The 24,155-nt window shown below is 71.1% G+C and carries 22 protein-coding genes; 19 read left to right on the forward strand and 3 right to left on the reverse strand.

The genetic code is table 11. The features are described 5' to 3' along the window. Window positions 1-85: 85 nt before the first annotated feature. From LN251_RS26375 to LN251_RS26455, 17 genes are all read left to right on the forward strand, one after another. Window positions 86-1,123, forward strand: coding sequence for an ABC transporter ATP-binding protein (locus LN251_RS26375; protein ID WP_458246567.1), 1,038 nt, complete (start codon window positions 86-88; stop codon window positions 1,121-1,123). A 29-nt stretch (window positions 1,124-1,152) separates the two neighbouring features. Next, a complete protein-coding gene (locus LN251_RS26380) occupies window positions 1,153-2,346 on the forward strand; it encodes an ABC transporter substrate-binding protein (protein WP_458246568.1) in 1,194 nt (397 codons plus the stop codon). A gap of 3 nt (window positions 2,347-2,349) precedes the next feature. Continuing rightward, entirely contained in the window at window positions 2,350-3,213 is an 864-nt protein-coding gene (locus LN251_RS26385; protein WP_458246569.1) for an ABC transporter permease, read from the forward strand. A 21-nt stretch (window positions 3,214-3,234) separates the two neighbouring features. Beyond that, a complete protein-coding gene (locus LN251_RS26390; RefSeq protein ID WP_458246570.1) occupies window positions 3,235-4,050 on the forward strand; it encodes an ABC transporter permease in 816 nt (271 codons plus the stop codon). 120 nt (window positions 4,051-4,170) lie between these two features. Beyond that, window positions 4,171-5,322, forward strand: coding sequence for an NAD(P)/FAD-dependent oxidoreductase (locus LN251_RS26395; protein ID WP_458246571.1), 1,152 nt, complete (start codon window positions 4,171-4,173; stop codon window positions 5,320-5,322). Further along, entirely contained in the window at window positions 5,319-5,621 is a 303-nt protein-coding gene (locus tag LN251_RS26400) for a (2Fe-2S)-binding protein (RefSeq protein WP_458246572.1), read from the forward strand. The genes LN251_RS26395 and LN251_RS26400 overlap by 4 nt, the downstream gene beginning before the upstream one ends. Then, on the forward strand, window positions 5,614-7,023 hold the full coding sequence (locus tag LN251_RS26405) for an FAD-dependent oxidoreductase (protein ID WP_458246573.1): 1,410 nt from the start codon (window positions 5,614-5,616) through the stop codon (window positions 7,021-7,023). Before LN251_RS26400 ends, LN251_RS26405 begins: the two co-directional genes overlap by 8 nt. Next, window positions 7,020-7,910, forward strand: a complete 891-nt coding sequence (locus tag LN251_RS26410; RefSeq protein ID WP_458246574.1) for a dihydrodipicolinate synthase family protein — start codon at window positions 7,020-7,022, stop codon at window positions 7,908-7,910. Before LN251_RS26405 ends, LN251_RS26410 begins: the two co-directional genes overlap by 4 nt. A gap of 15 nt (window positions 7,911-7,925) precedes the next feature. Then, window positions 7,926-8,927: a proline racemase family protein gene (locus LN251_RS26415; RefSeq protein ID WP_458246575.1), complete on the forward strand. Its 1,002-nt coding sequence runs from the start codon at window positions 7,926-7,928 to the stop codon at window positions 8,925-8,927. Between the two features lie 99 nt (window positions 8,928-9,026). Further along, a complete protein-coding gene (locus LN251_RS26420; protein WP_458246576.1) occupies window positions 9,027-9,728 on the forward strand; it encodes a GntR family transcriptional regulator in 702 nt (233 codons plus the stop codon). 76 nt (window positions 9,729-9,804) lie between these two features. Beyond that, window positions 9,805-10,800, forward strand: a complete 996-nt coding sequence (locus LN251_RS26425; RefSeq protein WP_458246577.1) for a LacI family DNA-binding transcriptional regulator — start codon at window positions 9,805-9,807, stop codon at window positions 10,798-10,800. A gap of 149 nt (window positions 10,801-10,949) precedes the next feature. Next, complete coding sequence (locus tag LN251_RS26430; protein ID WP_458246578.1) at window positions 10,950-12,299, forward strand: ABC transporter substrate-binding protein; 1,350 nt, start codon at window positions 10,950-10,952, stop codon at window positions 12,297-12,299. 5 nt (window positions 12,300-12,304) lie between these two features. Beyond that, a complete protein-coding gene (locus LN251_RS26435) occupies window positions 12,305-13,261 on the forward strand; it encodes a carbohydrate ABC transporter permease (RefSeq protein WP_458246579.1) in 957 nt (318 codons plus the stop codon). Continuing rightward, window positions 13,258-14,118, forward strand: coding sequence for a carbohydrate ABC transporter permease (locus LN251_RS26440; RefSeq protein WP_458246580.1), 861 nt, complete (start codon window positions 13,258-13,260; stop codon window positions 14,116-14,118). Before LN251_RS26435 ends, LN251_RS26440 begins: the two co-directional genes overlap by 4 nt. Before the next feature lie 30 nt (window positions 14,119-14,148). Then, window positions 14,149-15,747 carry a glycoside hydrolase family 13 protein gene (locus LN251_RS26445; RefSeq protein ID WP_458246581.1) on the forward strand — a complete coding sequence of 533 codons (1,599 nt, stop codon included), beginning with the start codon at window positions 14,149-14,151 and terminating at the stop codon, window positions 15,745-15,747. A gap of 70 nt (window positions 15,748-15,817) precedes the next feature. After that, the gene (locus tag LN251_RS26450) at window positions 15,818-17,959 is read left to right on the forward strand and encodes a discoidin domain-containing protein (RefSeq protein WP_458246582.1); all 2,142 of its coding nucleotides are present in this window, start codon (window positions 15,818-15,820) and stop codon (window positions 17,957-17,959) included. A gap of 143 nt (window positions 17,960-18,102) precedes the next feature. Next, entirely contained in the window at window positions 18,103-18,498 is a 396-nt protein-coding gene (locus LN251_RS26455; protein ID WP_458246583.1) for a group I truncated hemoglobin, read from the forward strand. Between the two features lie 123 nt (window positions 18,499-18,621). Here LN251_RS26455 and LN251_RS26460 read toward each other — a convergent pair whose 3' ends face one another. The 3 genes from LN251_RS26460 to LN251_RS26470 are packed head-to-tail and all read right to left on the reverse strand — an operon-like array spanning window position 18,622 to window position 20,800. After that, complete coding sequence (locus LN251_RS26460) at window positions 18,622-19,557, reverse strand: PDR/VanB family oxidoreductase (protein WP_458246584.1); 936 nt, start codon at window positions 19,555-19,557, stop codon at window positions 18,622-18,624. Beyond that, the gene (locus tag LN251_RS26465; RefSeq protein WP_203237643.1) at window positions 19,554-19,730 is read right to left on the reverse strand and encodes a hypothetical protein; all 177 of its coding nucleotides are present in this window, start codon (window positions 19,728-19,730) and stop codon (window positions 19,554-19,556) included. The genes LN251_RS26460 and LN251_RS26465 overlap by 4 nt, the downstream gene beginning before the upstream one ends. Next, complete coding sequence (locus LN251_RS26470; protein ID WP_458246585.1) at window positions 19,727-20,800, reverse strand: aromatic ring-hydroxylating dioxygenase subunit alpha; 1,074 nt, start codon at window positions 20,798-20,800, stop codon at window positions 19,727-19,729. Before LN251_RS26470 ends, LN251_RS26465 begins: the two co-directional genes overlap by 4 nt. Before the next feature lie 252 nt (window positions 20,801-21,052). Between LN251_RS26470 and LN251_RS26475 the strand changes: the two genes are divergently transcribed. Together LN251_RS26475 and LN251_RS26480 are read left to right on the forward strand one after the other, a co-directional pair. Next, entirely contained in the window at window positions 21,053-23,110 is a 2,058-nt protein-coding gene (locus LN251_RS26475; RefSeq protein WP_458246586.1) for a phosphocholine-specific phospholipase C, read from the forward strand. A 94-nt stretch (window positions 23,111-23,204) separates the two neighbouring features. Then, a complete protein-coding gene (locus LN251_RS26480) occupies window positions 23,205-24,032 on the forward strand; it encodes a phospholipid scramblase-related protein (RefSeq protein ID WP_458246587.1) in 828 nt (275 codons plus the stop codon). The last annotated feature ends 123 nt before the right edge of the window (window positions 24,033-24,155 follow it).

The raw sequence follows: 24,155 nt of genomic DNA on the forward strand, positions 1-24,155 counted from the left end.
CTTTACCCTAAGGGGGCCTTGAGCTTTGAACTATGACTTCATATCTTTCCGTGAAACGAGGACAGCGCCAGAAAGGTTCCCCTGCATGGAGGGAAGTGCGATCCGGCTGCGGGATCTGCGGAAGTCGTTCGGGGAGACCGACGCCGTGGCCGGGGTCGACCTGGACATCGCTGACGGCGAGTTCTTCTCGATGCTCGGGCCGTCCGGGTCCGGCAAGACCACGGTCCTGAGGATGATCGCCGGGTTCGAGACACCGACGGCCGGACGCATCGAGCTCGCGGGCCAGGAGGTCACGGGCCTCGCCCCCTTCGAGCGGGACGTGCACACGGTCTTCCAGGACTACGCCCTCTTCCCGCACATGAGCGTCGAGCAGAACGTCGCCTACCCCCTCAAGGTCCGCAAGGTCCCCAAGGCCGAGCGGCTGGTGCGGGCGCGCAAGGCCCTCACCGAGGTCCGCCTGGAGGGCTTCGGCAAGCGCAGGCCCGCACAGCTCTCCGGTGGCCAGCGCCAGCGTGTCGCCCTCGCCCGCGCCCTGGTGGGGCGGCCGCGGGTGCTGCTCCTGGACGAACCGCTGGGCGCCCTCGACCTGAAGCTGCGCGAACAGATGCAGGTCGAGCTCAAGGCCCTGCAGCGCGAGGTCGGCATCACCTTCGTCTTCGTCACCCACGACCAGGAGGAGGCCCTGACGATGAGCGACCGCATCGCCGTCTTCAACCAGGGCCGCATCGAACAGGTCGGCGCCCCCGCCGAGATCTACGAACGCCCCGCGACCGCGTTCGTCGCCTCCTTCGTCGGCACCTCCAACCTGCTGGAGGGCGAGTCCGCCCAGCGGATCGTCGGCACCCCCGGCATCTACAGCATCCGCCCCGAGAAGATCCGCGTGCTGAAGGAGTCCGCCGAACCCGACGAGCCGGAGCACACCACCGCCGTCGGCACCGTCGCCGAGGTCGTCTACCTCGGCGACGCCACCCGCTTCCTCGTCGACCTCGACGCCGGCGGCCGCCTCACCGCCCTCCAGCAGAACCTGGAGACGTCCGCCGAGGACGTGGCCGCCTACCGCGGCACCCGGGTGCGGCTCCAGTGGCACCGCCGCCACACCGTCCCGGTCCCGGACCACCCCTGATCCCGCTCCACCTCGATTGGGAGAACGACGTGCGCCTCACCCGAACCTTCCAGGTCGCGGCCTGTGCCGCCGCACTCCTGCTGGCCGCCACCGCCTGCGACTCCGGCGGCGGCTCGGCGGCCGGCGGCCTCAACCCCCCTGACCTCAAGGCGCCGTCGAAACTCGGCAAGCCCGAGGGCAGCGTCAACCTGATCGCCTGGGCCGGCTACGTCGAGGACGGCTCCAACGACCCCAAGGTCGACTGGGTCACCGACTTCGAGAAGCAGACCGGCTGCCGGGTGAACTCCAAGGTCGCCGCCAGCTCCGACGAGATGGTCAAGCTGATGAAGACCGGCGAGTACGACGCCGTCTCCGCCTCCGGCGACGCCTCCCTGCGCCTGATCGCCTCCGGCGACGCCGCCCCCGTCAACACCAAGCTCGTACCGAACTACAAGGACATCTTCAGCGGCCTGAAGAACGGCGCCTGGAACTCCGTCAAGGGGCAGATGTACGGCATCCCGCACGGCCGCGGCGCCAACCTGCTGATGTACAACACCCAGAAGGTCACCCCGGCCCCGACCTCCTGGGCCGCGGTCTTCGACGACGCCGCGAAGTACAAGGGCCACGTCACCGCGTACGACTCGCCGATCTACATCGCCGACGCCGCCCTGTATCTCAAGGCCACCAAGCCCGAGTTGAAGATCAAGGACCCCTACGCGCTGGACCAGAAGCAGTTCGACGCGGCCGTCGGCCTGCTGAAGAAGCAGAACGCGGACATCGGCGAGTACTGGAGCGACTACCTCAAGGAGATCTCCGCCTTCAAGAGCGGTGACTCCGTCGTCGGCACGACCTGGCAGGTCATCGCCAGCCTCGCCGCGGGCGAGGGCGCCAAGGTCAAGGCGTTCGTGCCCAAGGAGGGTTCCACCGGCTGGTCCGACACCTGGATGGTCTCCGCCAAGGCCAAGCACCCCAACTGCGCCTACAAATGGCTGGACTGGATCGTCTCCCCGAAGGTCAACGCCCAGGTCGCCGAGTACTTCGGCGAGGCGCCCGCCAACTCCAAGGCCTGCGACCTCACCAGCGACAAGAACTTCTGCGCCACCTACCACGCGGCCGACGAGGGCTACTGGAAGAACATCGCCTTCTGGAACACCCCCATCGAGCAGTGCCTCGACGGCCGCACCGACGTCAAGTGCGTGCCCTACGCCAAGTGGGTGCAGGCCTGGACCGAGATCAAGGGCTGAGGCGTGGCCCTGCTGACCCGGACCGCGGGGGCGCTGCACCGCCGCCCCCGCCTCCGTCTGGCCCTGCTGCTGACCGCCCCGCTGCTGTGGCTGGCCGTGGTCTACCTCGGCTCGCTCACAGTGCTGTTCGTCTCCGCGTTCTGGACGACGGACTCCTTCACCTCCGAGGTCGTGAAGGTCTGGTCGGCCGACAACTTCCACGAGCTGTTCACGACGCCCGTCTACCGGCAGGTGATCCTGCGCAGCGTGGGGGTGGCCGCCGCGGTGACCGTGCTGTGCGCCGTCCTCGCCTTCCCGGTCGCCTTCTACACGGCCCGGGTCGCCCGGCCCAGGTGGCGCCCGCTGCTCGTCGTCGCCATCCTCACCCCGCTGTGGGCCAGTTACCTGGTCAAGGTGTACGCGTGGCGGCTGATCCTGTCCGAGGGCGGCCTCGCCGACTGGATGCTCAGGCCGTTCGGGCTCAGCGGCCCCGGCTTCGGTCTGCCGGCCGCCGTACTGACCCTGACCTACCTCTGGCTGCCGTACATGATCCTGCCGATCCACACGGCCCTGGAGCAGCTGCCCGCCAACCTGCTCGACGCCTCCGCCGACCTGGGGGCCAGGACCTGGCGCACCTTCCGCTCGGTCGTGCTGCCGATGGTGCTGCCGTCCGTCGCCGCCGGGTCGATCTTCACGTTCTCGCTCAGCCTCGGCGACTACATCACCGTGCAGATCGTCGGCGGCAAGACCCAGCTGATCGGCAACCTCGTGTACTCCAACATCGAGCTCAACCTGCCCATGGCCGCCGCGCTCGGCACGGTCCCGGTCGTCGTCATCGTCCTGTACCTGCTCGCCATGCGGCGTACGGGCGCGCTCAGCAGCCTGTAGAGCCTGGAGAAGGAGCCCGCCGTGCAACTCTCGCGTTCCGCGCGCATCGCCCTGCGCGTCGCCGCCGGGGTCGGCTTCGCCGTGATCTACGTGCCCCTGCTGCTGGTCGTCGTCAACTCCCTGAACCCGGACCGCAGCGCGAGCTGGCCGCCGCCCGGCCTGACCCTGCACTGGTGGTCCGTCGCCTGGCGCAACTCCGGTGCCCGCGAAGCGCTGTGGACCTCGGTCAAGGCCGGGCTGGGGGCGACCACGATCGCCCTCGTCCTCGGCACGCTGATCGCGTTCGCCGTCGCCCGGCACCGGTTCTTCGGCCGCGGCACGATCTCCTTCGTGGTCGTCCTGCCGATCGCCCTGCCCGGCATCGTCACCGGCATCGCCCTCAACTCGGCCTTCGGCACGGTCCTCCAGCCGCTGGGGGTGGGCCTGGGACTGTTCACCGTGATCGTCGGCCACGCCACGTTCTGCATCGTCGTCGTCTTCAACAACGTCGTCGCCCGGCTGCGGCGGACCTCCGGCTCCTACGAGGAGGCCGCGATGGACCTGGGCGCCGACACCTTCCGTGCCTTCGTCGACGTCACCTTCCCGCTGGTGCGTTCGGCCCTTCTGGCGGGCGGACTGCTCGCCTTCGCGCTCTCCTTCGACGAGATCGTGGTGACGACGTTCACCGCCGGGCCCGGCATCGAGACCCTCCCCATCTGGATCTTCAACAACATGACCAGGCCCCAACAGGCGCCCGTGGTGAACGTGGTGGCGGCCGTCCTGGTGCTGCTCTCCGTCCTCCCGATCTACGTCGCCCAGCGGCTGTCGGCCGACACGGCGACCGGGAGCCGGGTCTGAGGGGCGGGGCGCGCGACGGCGTTGGGGGAGGCGAAGGCCGGGACAGGCACAGGCCGGGGACGCAAGGCCGGGGGAGGCGAAGACGTTCCCAGCGCGTGCGGTATGTGACATAGTACTGGCGTGAGCAAGCCACTGACCTGCGATGTCGTGGTCATCGGCGCCGGAATGGTGGGCGCCGCCTGCGCCCTGTACGCGGCCCGCGCGGGCCTGGACGTCCTCGTCGTGGACCGCGGAGGCGTGGCCGGCGGCACGACCGGCGCCGGCGAGGGCAACATCCTCGTCTCCGACAAGGGGCCGGGACCCGAGCTCGAACTCGCTCTGCTGTCCTGGCGGTTGTGGACCGAACTCGCCGCCGAGCTGGGAGCGTCCGCCGAGTACGAGGCCAAGGGCGGTGTCGTGGTCGCCTCCTCCCCGGGCGGCCTGACCGCCCTGGAGCGCTTCGCCGACGCCCAGCGCGCCGCCGGGGTCGTCGCCGAACCGGTCGCGGGCGACACCCTCTACGCGCTCGAACCGCACCTCGCCCCCGGGCTGCCGGGCGGCGTCCACTACCCCCAGGACGGCCAGGTCATGCCCGCCCTGGCCGCCGCCCACCTCCTGCGGGCCTCGGGCGCCCGCCTGCTCACCGGCCACCGGGCGACGGACGTGCTGCGCGGTCCGGACGGCGCGGTCCGTGGGGTACGCACCGACCGGGGCGACCTGCACGCCCCGGCCGTCGTCAACGCGGCCGGCACCTGGGGCGGCGAGATCGCCGCCCTCGCCGGCGTCCACCTGCCCGTCCTGCCGCGCCGCGGCTTCGTCCTGGTCACCGAGCCCCTGCCGCGCCGGATCCGCCACAAGGTGTACGCCGCCGACTATGTGGCCGACGTGGCCAGCGACTCGGCCGCCCTTCAGACCTCGCCGGTCGTCGAGGGCACCGCCGCCGGACCCGTCCTGATCGGCGCGAGCCGCGAACGGGTCGGCTTCGACCGGACCTTCTCGCTGCCCGCCGTCCGCGCTCTGGCCGCGGGCGCCACCCGGCTGTTCCCCTTCCTGGCCGACGTGCGCGCCACCCGCGCCTACCTCGGCTTCCGCCCGTACATGCCCGACCACCTCCCCGCCGTCGGCCCCGACCCCAGGGTTCCCGGCCTGTACCACGCCTGCGGCCACGAGGGCGCCGGCATCGGGCTGTCCACCGGCACCGGACACCTCGTCGCCCAGGCGCTGACCGGCAGGCGACCCGACCTGGACCTGGCGCCGTTCCGCCCCGACCGCTTCCCCGAGGAGGCCGCGTGAACTCCCCGCTGGACCTGGCCGACGCCCGTCCCGGCCCCGCCTTCACGGTCACCCTCGACGACCGGGAGATCGAGGCGCTGCCCGGCCAGACCGTCGCCGCCGCGCTGTGGGCGGCCGGCGTCACCTCGTGGCGCACCACCCGGGGTGAGGGCCGTCCCCGCGGGGTCTTCTGCGGCATCGGCGTCTGCTTCGACTGCCTGGTGACCGTCAACGACCGCCCCAACCAGCGCGCCTGCCTGCTGCCGCTGGCCCCGGGCGACGTGATCCGTACGCAGGAGGGGACCGGCCACGATGACTGACCGACCGCATCTCGCGGTGATCGGCGCGGGCCCGGCGGGCCTCGCCGCGACCCTCGCCGCGGCCGCGCGCGGGCTCCGCGTCACCCTCGTCGACTCCGCCGCGGAGGCGGGCGGCCAGTTCTACCGGCAGCCCGCGCCGGAGCTGCGCGCCCGCCGGCCGCAGGCCCTGCACCACCAGTGGCGGGTGTGGGAGCGACTGCGGGACGACCTGCGCGGCCACCTGAGGGCAGGCACCGTACGGCACTTGACGGATCATCACGTCTGGTTCGTGGAGCGGCGGTCCGCGGACTTCGTCGTGCACGCGCTGCTCGGACCCGAGCAGGAGGACCCGGCGGCCGTCCGCGCCGACGCCGTACTCCTGGCCACCGGAGGGTACGAACAGGCGTTGCCCTTCCCCGGCTGGACCCTCCCGGGTGTCGTCACCGCGGGCGGCGCCCAGGCCATGCTGAAGGGAAGCCTGGTCGTCCCGGGCCGGGCCGCCGTGGTCGCCGGGACCGGCCCGCTGCTGCTGCCGGTGGCCACGGCACTGGCGGCCGCGGGCGTGGACGTGGCCGCCCTCGTCGAGTCCGCCGCTCCCCGGGCCTTCGTACGGCACCTCCGCCCGCTGCTCTCCCAGCCGGGCAAGCTCGCCGAAGCAGCCCGCTACGCCGGCCAGTTGGCCAGGCACCGGATCCGGCCGCTGCTCCGGCACACGGTCGTCGAGGCGCACGGCACCGAGCGCGTGGAGGCCGTCACCGTCGCCGCGCTCGACGCAGAGGGACGCGTCCGGCCCGGCACCCGGCGCCGTATCGCCTGCGACACCCTCGCCGTGAGCCACGGCATGCTGGCCCACACCGACCTCGCGGAGAGCCTCGGCTGCCGCCTCGACGGACAGGCCGTCCATGTCGACGACGAGCAGCGCACCGACGTACCCGGCGTGTGGGCCGCGGGGGAGGCCACCGGCATCGGCGGCTCCGCCCTCGCCCTCGTCGAGGGCCGCCTCGCGGGACGCTCCGCCGCGGCGCGCCTGACGGGGACCGAACCCGACCGTGCGGAGTGGGCGACCGCCGTCAAGTCCCGTACCCGATTGCGGGAGTTCGCCGCCGCCCTCGACGGCGTGTACCGGCCGCCCGCGCACTGGAGCGAGCAGGTGACCGACGAGACGGTGGTCTGCCGGTGCGAGGAGGTGACCGCCGGCGCCGTCCGGGCCGCCGTCGAAGACCTGGGCGCGCGCGATCCGCGCACCGTGAAGCTGCTCACCCGGGCCGGCATGGGCTGGTGTCAGGGCCGGATCTGCGCACCCGCGGTCGCCGGGCTCGCGGGATGCTCTCCCACCGCGTCCAGACGGCCGTTCGCGCGACCCGTGCCGCTCGGCGTCCTGGCCCGGGCATCCGACCACCCCACCGAGGAAGGGCCCTCATGACCGACCACCGCCCCTGGCGCGGCATCCTCGTCGCCACGGCGCTCCCGCTCACCGACGACCTGTCCGTCGACTACGACAAGTACGCCGAGCACTGCTCATGGCTCGTCGACAACGGCTGCGACGGTGTCGTCCCCAACGGCTCGCTCGGCGAGTACCAGGTGCTCACCCCCGAGGAGCGGGCCCGGGTCGTGGAGACCGCCGTCGCCGCGATCGGCGGCGCGCGCGTGATGCCCGGCGTCGCCGCCTACGGCTCGGCGGAGTCCCGGCGCTGGGCCGAGCAGGCACGCGACGCGGGCTGCGCCAGCGTGATGCTGCTGCCGCCCAACGCCTACCGCGCCGACGAACGCTCCGTGCTCGCGCACTACGCCGAGGTCGCGAAGGCGGGCCTGCCGATCGTCGCCTACAACAACCCCATCGACACCAAGGTCGACCTGGTGCCGGAACTCCTCGCCGCACTGCACCGCGAGGGGTACATCCACGCCGTCAAGGAGTTCTCCGGAGACGTCCGCCGTGCCTACCGCCTCGCCGAACTCGTCCCGGAACTCGACCTGTTGATCGGCGCCGACGACGTGCTGCTGGAGCTCGCCATCGCGGGCGCGAAGGGCTGGGTGGCCGGTTACCCGAACGCGCTGCCCGCCGCGAGCAGCGCGCTCTACCACGCGGCCGTCGACGGCGACCTGGCCACCGCGAAGAAGCTGTACGAGCAACTGCACCCGCTGCTGCGCTGGGACTCCCAGGTCGAGTTCGTCCAGGCCATCAAGCTGTCCATGGACGTCGTCGGCCGCCACGGCGGCCCGGTCCGGCCGCCGCGCGTCCCGCTGCTGCCCGAGCAGGAGGCCGCGGTCCGCACGGCCACCGAGCGGGCCGTCGCGGCGGGCCTGGCCTAGGAGGGAGGAGAGCGCATGCGCAGCAGACTCGTCCTGCACGCGGTCGACTCGCACACCGAGGGCATGCCCACCCGGGTGATCACGGGCGGGATCGGCACGATTCCCGGCGCCACGATGAACGAGCGGCGGCTGTACTTCCGCGAACACCGCGACGACATCAAGCAGTTGCTGATGAACGAGCCGCGCGGCCACGCCGCGATGAGCGGCGCCGTCCTCCAGCCGCCCACCCGCCCCGACTGCGACTGGGGCGTCGTCTACATCGAGGTCTCCGGCTACCTCCCGATGTGCGGGCACGGCACCATCGGGGTGGCGACCGTGCTGGTGGAGACCGGGATGGTCGAGGTCACCGAGCCCGTCACCACCATCCGGCTCGACACCCCGGCCGGCCTCGTCGTGGCCGAGGTCGCGGTGGAGGACGGAGCGGCGAGGAACGTCACGCTGAAGAACGTGCCGTCGTTCTCCGTCGCCCTCGACCGCAAGGCCACCCTCGCCGACGGCCGGACCGTCACCTACGACCTGGCGTACGGCGGCAACTTCTACGCCATCCTTCCGCTGGAGGAGTTCGGCCTGCCCTTCGACCGGGCCCGCAAGGACGACATCCTCGCCGCGGGCCTGTCCCTGATGGACGCGATCAACGCCGAGGACGAACCCGTCCACCCGGAGGACGCGTCCATCCGCGGCTGCCACCACGTCCACCTGCTCGCGCCGGGCTCCACCGCCCGGAACTCCCGGCACGCCATGGCGATCCACCCCGGCTGGTTCGACCGCTCGCCCTGCGGCACCGGCACCAGCGCCCGCATGGCCCAGCTGCACGCACGCGGCGAACTCCCCCTGCACACCGAGTTCGTCAACGAGTCCTTCATCGGCACCCGGTTCACCGGCCGCCTCCTCGGCACCACCGAGGTCGCCGGCCGCCCCGCCGTGCTGCCCAGCTTCACCGGCCGCGCCTGGATCACCGGCACGGCCCAGTACCTGCTCGACCCCACCGACCCCTTCCCCGCGGGGTTCGTCCTGTAGGGGCCGGCCGCCGCCTCCCGGCCGCGCGGGTCCCGGGCAGGCGGCGGCGGGGACAATGACGTACCACCTGACCTCGCACCGCCCAGGGAGAAGACGCCCATGCCCGCCCGCCGCCCCGCCAGCCCGGCCCTTCCCGCCCCCGCCCTGCCCGCGCTCGGCGGCCGGAAGCCCAACTTCCGGGAGCGGGTCGTGGACGTGCTGCGGGCCGCGCTGATCACCGGCGAGCTGCGCCCGGGCCATATGTACTCGGCGCCGGCCCTCGCCCCCCGCCTGGGCGTCTCCGCCACCCCGGTCCGCGAGGCGATGCTGGAGCTGGCGAAGGAGGGCCTGGTCGACATCGTCCCGAACAAGGGCTTCCGGGTCACCGCCCTGTCCGAGAAGCAGCTCGACGAGTACGCCCACGTCCGGTCACTGATCGAGATCCCGACGACCGTCGGCCTCGCGGCGACCGCCGACCCCGCCGATCTGCAGGCGCTGCGGCCGGTCGCCCTGGAGATCGTCACCTCGGCCGCGAAGGGCGACCTCATCGCCTACGTCGAGGCCGACCTGAGGTTCCACCTCGGGCTGCTGGCGCTGGCGGGCAACGACCACCTCGTGGAGGTCGTGGGGGACCTGCGGCGAAGGGCACGGCTGTACGGGCTGACGGCGCTGTCGGAGGCGGGCCGGCTGGAGGCCTCCGCCCAGGAGCACCTCGAACTCCTCGACGCCCTGCTGGCCCGGGACGAGGAGGCCGTACGCGCGGTCATGGACCGTCACCTCGGCCATGTCCGCGGCCTGTGGGCCGCCCGCGAGGAACGCTGACCTCTCGACACGCAGCATTACGTCGAACCGCAGCATTACGCAAACCGTTTGCGTTTCTTGCGCTATTCTTGCGTTCATGACGCGACGACTTGCCGAGGTGGCGAAGAAGGTAGGGGTCAGCGAGGCCACGGTCAGCCGGGTGCTCAACGGCAAGCCGGGGGTCTCCGAGGCCACCCGGCAGTCGGTGCTCAGCGCCCTGGACGTCCTCGGCTACGAGCGGCCCACGCAGCTGCGCGGCGAGCGCGCCCGGCTGGTCGGTCTGGTCCTGCCCGAGCTGCAGAACCCCATCTTCCCGGCGTTCGCCGAGGTGATCGGCGGGGCGCTGGCCCAGCTCGGTCTGACCCCGGTGCTGTGCACCCAGACCAAGGGCGGCGTCTCCGAGGCCGACTACGTGGACCTGCTGCTGCAACAGCAGGTCTCCGGCGTGGTCTTCGCCGGCGGCCTCTACGCCCAGGCCGACGCCCCGCACGAGCACTACCGCCGGCTCGCCGAGCGCAACATCCCGGTCGTGCTGGTCAACGCCTCCATCGACGACCTCGGCTTCCCGGGCGTCTCCTGCGACGACGCGGTGGCCGTGGAGCAGGCCTGGCGGCACCTGGCCTCCCTCGGGCACGAGCGGATCGGACTGGTCCTCGGACCCGACGACCACATGCCGTCGGCGCGCAAACTGGCCGCGGCACGGACCATGGGCGAGCTGCCGGAGGAGCGCGTGGCGCGGGCCATGTTCTCCCTCGAGGGCGGGCACGCGGCGGCCTCCCGGCTCATCGACCGGGGCGTCACGGGCATCATCTGCGCCAGCGACCCGCTGGCGCTCGGCGCGATCCGGGCCGCCCGCCGCAAGGGTCTCGGCGTGCCCGAGCAGGTGTCGGTCGTCGGCTACGACGACTCGGCCTTCATGAACTGCACCGAGCCCCCGCTGACCACCGTCCGCCAGCCCATCGAGGCCATGGGCCGGGCCGCAGTGGAACTGCTGAACGCGCAGATCGGCGGCGGTTCGGTGACCCCCGAGGAGCTGCTGTTCGAGCCCGAGCTGGTGGTCCGCGGATCCACCGCGCAAGCCCCTCGTCCCTGAGATCCGCCCGGCTGTCAAATAATTACAGATGATGCGCGACATCTTGCGGATAGATGTCAGCGGTGCTTGAGTGTGCGGCGCCGGACACGGTGGTGTGCGCTCGCAGGCCGCCGTGGGCTTTCCACGCTCCCGCCACGAGGGGTCCACCGATGACAAGCACCGGGTTCCGCCGTACCTTCGCCGCGCTCAGCGTCTGCTCGCTCGCGCTCGCCGCCTCCGCCTGCGGGTCGGGCGACGACGGCTCGTCCGGCGGCAAGACGCGCATCACCGTCAACTGCGAACCGCCCAAGAGCGCCAAGGTCGACCGCGGGTTCTTCGAGCAGGACGTCGCCGCCTTCGAGAAGAAGCACCCGGACATCGACGTCGTCGCCCACGACGCCTTCCCCTGCCAGGACCCCAAGACCTTCGACGCCAAGCTCGCCGGCGGGCAGATGGAGGACGTCTTCTACACGTACTTCACGGACGCCAAGCACGTCGTCGACATCCGCCAGGCGGCCGATCTCACCCCGTACGTCAAGGAGTTGAAGAGCTACGCCACCATCCAGAAGCAGTTGCGCGACATCTACACCGTCGACGGCAAGATCTACGGCATCCCGCGCACCGGCTACTCGATGGGCCTGATCTACAACCGCAAGCTCTTCCAGAAGGCCGGCCTCGACCCCGACAAGCCGCCCACCACCTGGGAGGAGGTCCGCGCCGACGCCAAGAAGATCGCCGCCCTCGGCGGCGGCACCGTCGGATACGCCGACTACAGCGCCCAGAACCAGGGCGGTTGGCACTTCACCGCCGAGCTGTACTCCCAGGGCGGGGACGTGGTGAGCGCCGACGGCAAGAAGGCCACCATCGACACCCCCGAGGGCCGCGCCGTCCTGCAGAACCTGCACGACATGCGGTGGACCGACGACTCGATGGGCAGCAAGCAGCTCCTCGTCATCAACGACGTGCAGCAGATGATGGGTTCGGGCAAGCTCGGTATGTACCTCTCCGCCCCCGACAACATCCCGATCCTGGTCAAGGAGAAGGGCGGCGACTACAAGGACCTCGCGCTCGCCCCCATGCCCGGCGGCAAGGGCACGCTCATCGGCGGCGACGGCTACATGTTCAACAAGCACGACACCCCCGCCCAGATCCGCGCCGGCCTGAAGTGGCTCGACCACATGTTCCTCACCCCCGGCAAGGGCTTCCTCGGCGACTACGCCCGCGCCAAGAAGGCGGACGCGCCGGTCGGCCTGCCCGAGCCGCGCCTGTTCACCGGCGCCGCCGACGCCACCGACCAGCAGGTCAAGAAGGCCAACGCCAACGTCCCGGTGGAGAACTACCAGGCGTTCCTCGACGGCAACCAGAGCCTGCAGATGAAGATCGAACCGCCGGACGCCCAGCAGATCTACTCCGTCCTCGACGGCGCCGTGTCCGCCGTCCTCACCAAGAAGGACGCGGACATCGACCAGCTCCTCAAGGACGCCTCCGGCAAGATCGACGGCATCCTGGCGCGGAGCTGACCGCCATGACCAAGACGGCCGAACGGCGACCGGTGACCACGGCCGTCGCCGCCACCGACCCGGCGCCGCCCCCGGTAGGGGGCCGGGGGCGGCGCCGCCCGGCCGAGCAGGCCCGGGCCTACGCCTTCCTCCTCGGCGGCCTCGTCTGCTTCGCCCTGTTCTCCTGGTACCCGGCGATCCGCGCCGTCGTGATCGCCTTCCAGAAGTACACGCCGGGCTCCTCGCCCGAGTGGGTCGGCACCGCCAACTTCACCCGCGTCTGGCACGACCCCGAGTTCACCGCCGCCTGGCGCAACACGCTCACCTTCACCCTGCTCGCCCTGCTGATCGGGTTCGCGATCCCGTTCGTGATGGCCCTCGTCCTCAACGAACTCCGGCACGCCAAGGCCTTCTTCAGAGTCGTGGTCTACCTGCCGGTGATGATCCCGCCGGTGGTCAGCGCCCTGCTGTGGAAGTGGTTCTACGACCCAGGGGCCGGCCTCGCCAACGAGGCGCTGCGCTTCCTGCACCTGCCCACCTCGAACTGGTCCAACGGCGCCGACACCGCGCTCGTCTCCCTGGTCCTCGTGGCGACCTGGGCCAACATGGGCGGCACCGTCCTGATCTACCTCGCCGCCCTGCAGTCCATCCCCGGCGAGCTCTACGAGGCCGCCGAACTCGACGGAGCGAACCTGCTCCAGCGCGTCCGGCACGTCACCGTCCCCCAGACGCGCTTCGTCATCCTGATGCTGATGCTCCTTCAGATCATCGCGACGATGCAGGTCTTCACCGAGCCCTTCGTGATCACGGGCGGCGGTCCGGAGAACGCCACCGTCACCGTCCTGTACCTGATCTACAAGTACGCCTTCCTCTACAACGACTTCGGCGGCGCCTGCGCCCTGAGCGTCATGCTGCTGGTGCTGCTCGGCGCCTTCGCCGCCGTCTACCTGCGACTGACCCGCTCCGGAGAGGAGGACGCGTGAGCACCCGGACCCTGATCTCCCCGGCGGTCCTCGCCCGCCCCCGCGGCAGGGCGCTGTACTGGAGCGTCTTCACGGCCGTCGTCCTGCTCTTCGCCCTGGCCTTCCTCTTCCCGGTCTACTGGATGGTGACCGGCGCGATGAAGTCGCCGGACGAGATCGCCCGGACCCCGCCCACCCTCGTTCCCCAGCGCTGGCACCTCGGCGGCTACACGGACGCCTGGGACCTGATGCAGCTGCCGCAGCACCTGTGGAACACCGTCGTCCAGGCGGCCGGCGCCTGGGCCTGCCAGCTGGTGTTCTGCACCGCCGCGGCCTACGCCCTGTCGAAGCTCCGGCCCGCCTTCGGCAAGGTGATCCTCGGCGGCATCCTCGCCACGCTGATGGTCCCCGCACAAGCGCTCGTCGTACCGAAGTACCTCACCGTGGCCGACCTGGGCCTGCTCAACGATCCCGTCGCCATCTGGCTGCCGGCCGTCGCCAACGCCTTCAACCTCTATCTGCTCAAGCGGTTCTTCGACCAGCTCCCGCGCGACGTGCTGGAGGCAGCGGAGATCGACGGGGCCGGGAAGCTGCGCACCCTGTGGTCGATCGTGCTGCCCATGTCGCGGCCGGTCCTCGGCGTCGTGTCGATCTTCGCGCTGGTGGCCGTCTGGCAGGACTTCCTCTGGCCGCTGATGGTCTTCTCCGACACCGACAAGCAGCCCATCAGCGTGGCCCTGGTCCAGCTGTCGCAGAACATCCAACTGACCGTGCTCATCGCCGCGATGGTGATCGCCAGCATCCCGATGGTCGCCCTGTTCCTCGTCTTCCAGCGGCACATCATCGCCGGGATCAGCGCGGGCAGCACCAAGGGCTGACGCCCTCCCTCCGACAGAAAGGCACGCACCGTGGGACAGCCCACCCCTGCCCGGAAGGACTGGTGGCGCTCCGCCGTCATCTACCAGGTCTACGTCCGCAGCTTCGCCGACGGCGACGGCGACGGCACCGGAGACCTCGCCGGCGTCCGCTCGAAGCTGCCGTACCTCGCCGAACTCGGCGTCGACGCGCTGTGGTTCAACCCCTGGTACCTCTCGCCGATGAAGGACGGCGGCTACGACGTCGCCGACTACCGCGTCGTCGACCCGGCGTTCGGCACTCTCGCCGAGGCCGAGAAGCTGATCGCCGAGGCATGGGAGCTCGGCATCCGCACCATCGTCGACATCGTGCCCAACCACGTCTCCGACCAGCACCCCTGGTTCCGGGCCGCGCTCGCCGCGGGCCCGGGCAGCCCCGAGCGCGAGCTGTTCCACTTCCGGCCCGGCCGCGGCCCGGGCGGCCATCACCCGCCCAACGACTGGCCGTCCCAGTTCGTCGGCTCCACCGACCCCGTATGGACCCGGCTGCCCGACGGGGACTGGTACCTGCACCTGTTCACCCCCGAGCAGCCCGACCTCAACTGGGCCCACCCGGCCGTCCGCCAGGAACACGAGGACATCCTGCGATTCTGGTTCGAACGGGGTGTGGCGGGCGTCCGCATCGACTCGGCGGCGCTGCTCGCCAAGGACCCCGAACTGCCGGACTTCGTCGCGGGCCGCGACCCCCACCCGTTCGTCGACCGCGACGAACTCCACGACATCTACCGCTCCTGGCGGGCCGTGGCCGACGACTACGACGGCGTCTTCGTCGGCGAGGTGTGGCTGCCCGACGCCGAGCGCTTCGCCCGCTACCTGCGCCCCGACGAACTGCACACGGCCTTCAACTTCTCCTTCCTGTCCTGCCCCTGGGAGCCCGGCCGCCTGCGTACGTCCATCGACACCACGCTCGCCGAGCACGCCCCGGTCGGCGCCCCCGCCACCTGGGTGCTGTGCAACCACGACGTCACCCGGACCGTCACCCGCTACGGCCGCGCGGAGACCGGCTTCGACTTCGCGGCCAAGGCGTTCGGCACCCCCACCGACCTCGCGCTCGGCACCCGGCGCGCCCGCGCGGCCGCCCTGCTCTCGCTCGCCCTCCCCGGCGCCGTCTACGTCTACCAGGGCGAGGAACTCGGCCTGCCCGAGGCCGACATCCCGCGCGAGAGCATCCAGGACCCGATGTACTTTCGCTCCCAGGGCGACGACCCCGGCCGCGACGGCTGCCGGGTGCCGCTGCCCTGGACGGCCGACGCACCCCACGCGGGCTTCGGCTCGCGGCAGGAGCCGTGGCTGCCGCAGCCGGCCGGCTGGTCCGCGTATGCCGCCGACCTCCAGGCGGCCGACCCCGGCTCGATGCTCGCCCTGTACCGGGCCGCGATCCGTCTCCGCCCGGGCTTCGGCGACGGCCCCCTCACCTGGCTGCCCGCTCCCGACGGCGTCCTCGCCTTCGCCCGGGCCGACACCCTGTGCGTGGTGAACCTCGCCGACCCGCCAGCGACTCTGCCCGACCACTTCCGACTCCTGCTCGGCAGCGGCCCCCTGGACGACGAGGGACGGCTGCCGAAGGACACCGCGGTCTGGCTGCGCGCCTGAGACCGCGTCCCGCCATCCCCTCACCCCCACCTCCCGAAGGGATCAGCACATGCGCAGAACTGTCAGGGGCATGCCAGCCGCCATGGTGGTCGCCCTCTCCGCCGGCCTGCTCACCACCACCGCGCCCACCGCCCACGCGGCCGTCGGCGCCGCCCTGCCCTTCACCTCGGTCGAGGCCGAGTCGGCCACCACCACCGGCACCAGGATCGGCCCCGACTACACCCAGGGCACCCTCGCCTCCGAGGCCTCGGGACGCCAGGCCGTACGCCTCTCCGCCGGGCAGCGCGTCGAGTTCACCGTGCCGCGCGCGGCCAACGCCGTGAACCTCTCCTACAGCGTCCCGGACGGCCAGTCGGGCTCGCTCGACGTGTACGTCAACGGCACCAAGATCGCCAAGACCCTGCCGGTCACCTCCAAGTACTCCTACATCGACACCAGCTGGATCCCCGGCGCCAAGACACACCACTTCTTCGACGACGCCCGGCTGCTCCTGGGGCAGGACGTCCAGCAGGGCGACAAGGTCGCCTTCCAGGCCACCGGCACCCAAGTGACCGTCGACGTAGCCGACTTCGAGCAGGTCGGCCAGGCCGCGAGCCAGCCCGCCGGGTCCGTCTCGGTCACTTCCAAGGGCGCCGACCCCAGCGGCAACGTCGACTCCACCCAGGCCTTCCGGGACGCCGTCGCCGCCGCCCAGGGCGGAGTGGTGTGGATCCCGCCGGGCGACTACAAGCTGACCTCCTCCCTCAGCGGCGTCCAGAACGTCACCCTCCAGGGCGCCGGCAGCTGGTACTCGGTCGTGCACACCTCCCGCTTCATCGACCAGTCCAGCTCCTCCGGAGGCGTCCACATCAAGGACTTCGCGGTCATGGGCGAGGTCACCGAACGCGTCGACTCCAACCCCGACAACTTCGTCAACGGGGCGCTGGGGCCGAACAGTTCGGTATCCGGCATGTGGATCCAGCACATGAAGGTCGGCCTGTGGCTGATGGGCAACAACGACAACCTGGTCGTCGAGAACAGCCGCATCCTCGACACCACCGCCGACGGCCTCAACCTCAACGGCAACGCGCACGGGGTCCGGGTGCGGGGCAACTTCCTGCGCAACCAGGGCGACGACTCGCTCGCCATGTGGTCGCTGAACGGGGCGGACAGCAACAGCAGCTTCGAGAACAACACCATCTCGCAGCCCAACCTCGCCAACGGCATCGCGATCTACGGCGGCACCGACATCGCCGTGAAGAACAACCTGGTCTCCGACACCAACGCCCTCGGCAGCGGCATCGCGATCTCCAACCAGAAGTTCCTCGACCCGTTCTCCCCGCTCGCCGGGACGATCACGGTCGACGGCAACACCCTCGTGCGCGCCGGTGCGATGAACCCCAACTGGAACCACCCGATGGGCGCGCTGCGCGTCGACTCCTACGACAGCGCGATCAACGCGACCGTGAACATCACCAACACGACGATCACCGACAGCCCCTACAGCGCCTTCGAGTTCGTCTCCGGCGGGGGACAGGGCTACCCCGTCCGCAACGTCACCGTGGACGGCGCCACCGTCAGGAACACCGGCACGGTCGTGGTCCAGGCCGAGGCGCAGGGCGCCGCCACCTTCCGCAACGTGAGCGCCACCGCCGTCGGCGTCGCCGGCGTCTACAACTGCCCCTACCCGGCGAGCTCGGGGACCTTCGTCCTCACAGACGGCGGCGGCAACTCCGGCTGGAGCAGCACCTGGTCGGACTGCTCGACCTGGCCGCAGCCCGGTCAGGGCAACCCCGACCCGGACCCGGGCCGCAACCTGGCCAAGGGCCGCCCGGCCACCGCGACCGGCTCGCAGGACGTCTACACGCCGGGCAAGGCCGTCGACGGCGACGCCAACAGCTACTGGGAGTCGACGAACAACGCCTTCCCGCAGTCCTGGACGGTCGACCTCGGCTCGTCCTACGCGGTCCGCCGCCTGGTGCTGAAGCTGCCGCCGTCCTCCGCGTGGGGCGCGCGGACCCAGACCGTCACCGTGCTGGGCAGCACCGACGGCTCCTCCTACTCGACCGTCGTCGGCTCCGCCGGCTACCGCTTCGACCCGGCGAGCGGCAACACGGCCACCGTCTCGCTGCCCGCGAGCACGAACCTGCGGTACCTGCGGCTGTCCGTCAGCGCCAACACCGGCTGGCCGGCGGGTCAGTTCAGCGAGGTGGAGGCGTACCTGACCAGCTGACCCCCCGTTTCGGGCGTCCACTCGGCGCGTGAGGAGCCGGTTGCGAAGAGTTCACCGCGGTCCCGGGCCCGCCGGAGGCCCTTCTGACAACCCGGAAACCCTCTCCTCACGCCCCGGCAAGACGGCGTCGCGACGCTGACCCCATGACCGACACCACCTCCGGCACGCCGGCCCCGACCCCGTCCCCCACCCTCTTCGAGCGACTCGGAGGGGAGGACGCCGTCGGGGCCGTCGTCGACCTCTTCTACGCCAGGGTCCTCGGCGACCCCGACCTCCAGCCGTACTTCACGGGGGTGGACCTGGACCGCCTCAAGCAGCACCAGCGGCGCTTCATCGGCCAGGCCCTCGGAGCCACCCGCCCCTACTCCGGCCGCTCCATGCGCAAGGCCCACGAGCACCTGGCCGTCACCGACGACGCCTTCGGCAAGGTCGTGGGCCACCTGGCCGGCGCGCTCACCGAGGCCGGGGTGGACGAGGCGACCATCGGCACGATCGCCCAGGCCCTGCTGCCGCTGAAGGCGGACATCGTCACCGCCTGACGCGCCGCGCACCGCGCAGCAGTGCTCGACTGGCGTGCAGGGAGCCCAGAGCGCCGCGTCCCGCGGGGTCGAGGGTTCGGCCGATGAAATTGTTGACACTCGGAGGAGCCGGGTGCGGCGGCGTCAGAGATCCAGCACGAGCCTCCTGCCGCGGCAGCGCGAGACGCAGATCATCATCGTCTCCCCGCTCTCCCGCTCCGCGTCCGTGAGCACCGAGTCCCGGTGGTCCGGCGTGCCCTCCAGCACGTCGGTCTCGCAGGTGCCGCACGTGCCCTCGGTGCAGGAGAACAGCACCTCCACGCCCGCGGCCCGGACGGCGTCCAGCACCGAGACGTCCGGCGCGACGGTGACCGTACGGCCGCTCTGCGCGAGCTCCACCTCGAACGCGCCGTTCTCGCCGCCCTCCAAGGGCTTCGGCGTGAACCGCTCGACGCGCAGCCGTCCGGCAGGGCAGCGTTCCTCGACCGCGTCGAGCAGCGGGCCCGGACCGCAGCAGTAGACGAGTGTGTCCGCGGGCAGGTCGTCGAGAACGGAGCCGAGGTCCAGCAGGCCCGTCTCGTCCTGCGGGGCGACGGTCACCCGGTCGCCGTAGCGCGCCAACTCCCCGGTGAAGGCGAGGGAGTCACGCGTCCGGCCGCCGTACAGCAGCGTCCACTCGGCGCCCGCCGCCGCGGCCGCGGCCAGCATCGGCAGGATGGGGGTGATGCCGATGCCGCCGGCGACGAACCGGTACCGGGGCGCGCTCTCCAGCCGGAAGTGGTTGCGCGGTCCGCGCACCCGCACCTTGTCACCGACCCCCAACTGCGCGTGCACGTGCGCCGATCCGCCCCGCCCGGCCGGCTCGCGCAGCACCGCGATCCGCCACGCCGAGCGGTCCCCGGGGTCCCCGCACAGCGAGTACTGCCGCTCCAGGTCCGGCCCGAGCACGACATCGACATGGGCGCCCGGCTCCCAGGCCGGCAGATCCTCGCCGAGAGGATGGCGCAGGGTGAGGGACAGCACGCCGTCGGCCGCGAACTCCCGGCTGCCGACGACGAGTTCGGCTTCGTACACGGTCATGAGGTGCTGCCTTCCGAGGGCCGGTGTCCTTCGGGGTGGCCGAGCATCCACTCCCACATCTCGACCGGGTCCTGGGCGGTGTGCTCGGCTCCGCAGTGACAGGTGCCGTGCAGGACGTCGGTGCCCGGCAGCCAGTCGATGCGGTAGATCTCGCCGGTGGGGCCGTTGCTCACAGAACCTTCTCCACGGGCTTGTCGCCCTCCTCGACCAGCCGGGCGAGGATGCGGCGGGCGGCCAGGCCGCCGGTGTCGATGTTGATGCTCAGCTCCTGGTATCCCGTCCGCTCCGAACCCAGCGTCCGCTGCAGCAGGTTGAGCGCGTCCACGTCCTGCATCACCACGGTGTGGTTGTTGCCCCGCAGGAACTCGGTGACCTCCGCGTCCTCGGTCGCCCAGTCGCGGGAGACCATCCAGAAGTCGTAGACGTGTCCGTCGGACGACGGGGTGATCGCGTAGGTGATCTCGGTGTGGAAGGCGTTCGGGTCGCTGCCGTCGGCCTCCGGCACCACTCCCACCGGGGCGATCCGGCTGTGCAGCAGGTACAGGCAGGGCGCGTGGTACTCGATGTCCTGCCAGCGCGTGATCCGGCCCTCGATGCCGGTGGAGCGGGCGTAGAACGGCGGGCACGCGGCGTCGTCCATGTGCCGGCTCACCCGCACGATGCCCGCGCCCTCGTCGACCTCGGTGGTGATCGGCGTCTCGGCGACCTCGGGCGTCCCGATGTAACCGCCGTGCAGATACGTCTCGTGGGACAGGTCGAGGAGGTTGTCGACCAGCAGCCCGTAGTCCGCGTCGAGGGGCTCCATGCCGCGGACGGTGACCCAGCCGGGGGAGTCCAGGTGCCGCGCCCGCGGGATGGTCTGCGGGTCGGCCAGCGCGGGGTCGCCGATCCACACCCACACCAGGGAGTCCTGTTCGACCACGGGGTAGGAGGCGACCCGTGCGGTGCGCGGTATGCGCTTCTGGCCGGGGACGTAGACGCAGGTGCCCGTCGTGTCGTAGGTGAAGCCGTGGTAGCCGCACACGAGCCGGTCGCCGTCGAGCCGGCCCGGCTTCTCGTGCAGCGGGAAGCGGCGGTGCACACAGCGGTCGGCCAGCGCGACCGGCGTGCCCTCCTCCTCGGTCCGGTAGAACACGAGGGGCTCACCGAGGATCGTCCGCCCGAGCAACTCCTCGCGCCCCACCTCATGGCTGTAGGCGGCGACGTACCACTGGTTCCTGGCGAAGGCGGTGATGTGAGGCATGGCGTTCCCGTCCCTGAGAGCGGGGCGTCCTCGCCCCGCGTGCCGTGGTTGGACTCAGATTCGTGACGGGCGGCACAGGCGGGCAAGGGCGCTTCCGTCTGACGGAAGCAGGCCGGCCCACCGCGCGTACCGGTGACTTTCACACGGACGCCACCGCACCCTTCCCTGACGTTCGTCGCTCTTGGAACACTCGCACCGCGCGCAATCCGTCATGCTCCGGCCATCCGCACCCAGGATGAGAGGCACTCACCCATGCCCGAAGTCAATCGGCGCCGATTCCTCCAACTCGCGGGCGCCACGAGCGCCTTCACCGCCCTGTCCAGCAGCATCCAGCGCGCCGCCGCGCTGCCCGCGAACCATCGCACGGGGTCGATCGAGGATGTCGAGCACATCGTCGTCCTGATGCAGGAGAACCGTTCTTTCGACCACTACTTCGGCACCCTCAGAGGCGTTCGCGGCTTCGGCGACCCGCGCCCGGCCGTGACCCGGCAGGACGGCAAGCCGGTCTGGTACCAGGCCGACGCGAACGGCAAGGACATCCTGCCCTTCCACCCGGACGCCGACGACCTGGGACTGGCCTTCATCCAGGACCTGCCGCACGGCTGGAACGACGGACACGCCGCCTTCGACGGCGGCAGGTACGACAAGTGGGTCCCGTCCAAGGGCTCCACGACGATGGCCTATCTGACCCGCGAGGACATCCCGTTCCACTACGCGCTCGCCGACTCCTTCACCGTCTGCGACGCCTACCACTGCTCGTTCATCGGCTCGACCGACCCCAACCGCTACTACATGTGGACCGGGTACACGGGCAACGACGGCCAGGGCGGCGGCCCGGTCCTCGGCAACGACGAGGCGGGCTACACCTGGACCACCTACCCCGAGCGCCTGGAGAAGGCCGGCGTGTCCTGGAAGATCTACCAGGACGTCGGCGACGGCCTCGACGCGGCCGGCGGCTGGGGCTGGATCCAGGACGCCTACCGCGGCAACTACGGCGACAACTCGCTGCTGTACTTCAAGCAGTACCAGAACGCCCAGCCCGGCGACCCCCTCCACGACAAGGCCCGCACCGGCACCGACGCGACCAAGGGCGAGGGCTTCTTCGACCGGTTGAAGGCGGACGTCAAGGGCGGCAAGCTGCCGCAGATCTCCTGGATCGTGGCCCCCGAGGCCTTCACCGAGCACCCCAACTGGCCCGCCAACTACGGCGCCTGGTACATCGCCCAGGTCCTCGACGCGCTGACCTCCGACCCGAAGGTGTGGGCGAAGACGGCCCTGTTCATCACCTACGACGAGAACGACGGCTTCTTCGACCACCAGATCCCGCCGTTCGCCCCCGGCTCGGCCGCGCAGGGCAAGTCGACCGTCGACGTCGGCCCCGACCTGTTCAAGGGCGACGCCGGCCACCCGGCCGGCCCCTACGGCCTCGGCCAGCGCGTGCCGATGCTCGTGGTCTCACCCTGGAGCAAGGGCGGTTACGTCTGCTCCGAGACCATGGACCACACCTCCATCATCCGGTTCATGGAGCGGCGCTTCGGCGTGCACGAGCCGAACATCTCGCCCTGGCGGCGCGCCATCTGTGGCGACCTGACCTCGGCGTTCGACTTCTCCCACCACGACGTCCGGCCGGTCGCCCTGCCCGGCACGGACGGCTACCTGCCGCCGGACCACAACCGTCACCCCGACTACGTGCCGACCCCGCCGGCGAGCGGATCGCTGCCCAAGCAGGAGCGCGGCTCGCGTCCCACCCGCCCGCTCAAGTACGCGCCGTCCGTGGACGGTTCGGCGGACACGGCTGCCGGGAAGTTCACCCTGACCTTCGCCTCCGGGGCGAAGGCGGGCACGGCCTTCCTGGTGACCTCCGCCAACCGCACCGACGGACCGTGGAGTTACACCACCGAGGCCGGCAAGACGGTGGCGGACACCTGGAACTCGGCGTACTCGAACGGCTCGTACGACCTGACCGTGCACGGCCCCAACGGCTTCCTGCGCTCCTTCAAGGGGGCGAACAAGACCGCCGGACCCGAGGTCACCGCCCGGCACAAGGGCGACGACATCGAGCTGACCCTCACCAACAAGGGCCCCGGCACGGTCCGGCTGAAGCTGAGCGGCGGCTACGGCTGCCGGACGACGTACCTGACCGTCCGGCCCGGCGCCACGGTCAAGCACACGGTCGATCTGGCGGCGAGCCGCCGCTGGTACGACCTCACCGTCACCTCCGAGTCCGACCCGGCGTTCCTGCGGCGGTTCGCCGGGCACGTCGAGAACGGGCGGCCCGGGGTGAGCGACCCGGGGCTCATCACGGTCTAGGCGACCGAGGCTGACCGCGGCCCGGGTAAAAGCTGATGAAGGCGGTGTTGCCGGGACTGGCGGGGCGTGGGTGGTGCCGGGGTAGTGTGCCCCGGTGACCACACAATCGAACACATCTGCTGGCTGGTATCCGGATCCGCACGGAGCGCCGCAGACCCTGCGCTACTGGGACGGTGCCCAGTGGACCCAGCACACCCAGGCGGACCAACAGCAGCCGCAGGCCGCCGCTCAGCACATACCGCAGCAGCCCGCCGGCCCGGACCCGCGGGTGCAGCGTCAGGTGCAGCAGCAGGCCGGGGTCGCGCCCAGCGGCCCCGGTGGCGGCAGCCTGTTCACCGAGCCGGTCCTGGTGGTCAACCAGAAGGCCAAGCTGATCGAGCTGACCAACGAGTACACGGTCATGGATCAGAACGGCAACCAGCTCGGCTCGGTGACCGAGGTCGGGCAGAGCGCGCTGAAGAAGGCGCTGCGGTTCGTCTCCAGCCTCGACCAGTTCATGACGCACCGGCTGGAGATCCGGGACGCCCACGGGCAGCCGCAGCTGGTGCTGACCCGGCCCGCGAAGGTGCTCAAGTCCCGGGTGATCGTGTCCCGTCCGGACGGCTCGCCGGTCGGTGAGATCGTCCAGCAGAACATGATCGGGAAGATCAACTTCGCGATGGTCGTCGACGGCCAACAGGTCGGGGCGATCAAGGCGGAGAACTGGCGGGCCTGGAACTTCGCGATCGTCGACCACGCGGGCAACGAGGTCGCCCGGATCACGAAGACGTGGGAGGGCCTCGCCAAGACGATGTTCACCACCGCGGACAACTACGTGCTGCAGATCCACTACCAGCTGCCCGAACCGCTGCTGAGCCTGGTGGTGGCCACGGCCCTGACGGTCGACACGGCACTGAAGCAGGACTCGCGCGGACTGGGATAGCCCGCCGGGAGGCCGACCGGGGGCTGGGGTAGGCCGGGCCGGGGGGCCCGGCCGCGTACTGGGGTAGGCCGGGTCGGGTGGCCGGCTGCGGGCTGGGATAGTCGGCCGGAAGCCGGCCGCGGG

This window comes from Streptomyces sp. MAI_2237 (assembly GCF_054189285.1).

Bases quoted from the DNA above. Each gene is read 5' to 3' on its own strand.
- LN251_RS26375 (WP_458246567.1), top strand. From the start codon at position 86: ATGGAGGGAAGTGCGATCCGGCTGCGGGATCTGCGGAAGTCGTTCGGG.
- LN251_RS26405 (WP_458246573.1), top strand. From the start codon at position 5,614: ATGACTGACCGACCGCATCTCGCGGTGATCGGCGCGGGCCCGGCGGGC.
- LN251_RS26410 (WP_458246574.1), top strand. From the start codon at position 7,020: ATGACCGACCACCGCCCCTGGCGCGGCATCCTCGTCGCCACGGCGCTC.
- LN251_RS26415 (WP_458246575.1), top strand. From the start codon at position 7,926: ATGCGCAGCAGACTCGTCCTGCACGCGGTCGACTCGCACACCGAGGGC.
- LN251_RS26420 (WP_458246576.1), top strand. From the start codon at position 9,027: ATGCCCGCCCGCCGCCCCGCCAGCCCGGCCCTTCCCGCCCCCGCCCTG.
- LN251_RS26425 (WP_458246577.1), top strand. From the start codon at position 9,805: ATGACGCGACGACTTGCCGAGGTGGCGAAGAAGGTAGGGGTCAGCGAG.
- LN251_RS26430 (WP_458246578.1), top strand. From the start codon at position 10,950: ATGACAAGCACCGGGTTCCGCCGTACCTTCGCCGCGCTCAGCGTCTGC.
- LN251_RS26435 (WP_458246579.1), top strand. From the start codon at position 12,305: ATGACCAAGACGGCCGAACGGCGACCGGTGACCACGGCCGTCGCCGCC.
- LN251_RS26450 (WP_458246582.1), top strand. From the start codon at position 15,818: ATGCCAGCCGCCATGGTGGTCGCCCTCTCCGCCGGCCTGCTCACCACC.
- LN251_RS26455 (WP_458246583.1), top strand. From the start codon at position 18,103: ATGACCGACACCACCTCCGGCACGCCGGCCCCGACCCCGTCCCCCACC.
- LN251_RS26460 (WP_458246584.1), bottom strand. From the start codon at position 19,557: ATGACCGTGTACGAAGCCGAACTCGTCGTCGGCAGCCGGGAGTTCGCG.
- LN251_RS26470 (WP_458246585.1), bottom strand. From the start codon at position 20,800: ATGCCTCACATCACCGCCTTCGCCAGGAACCAGTGGTACGTCGCCGCC.
- LN251_RS26475 (WP_458246586.1), top strand. From the start codon at position 21,053: ATGCCCGAAGTCAATCGGCGCCGATTCCTCCAACTCGCGGGCGCCACG.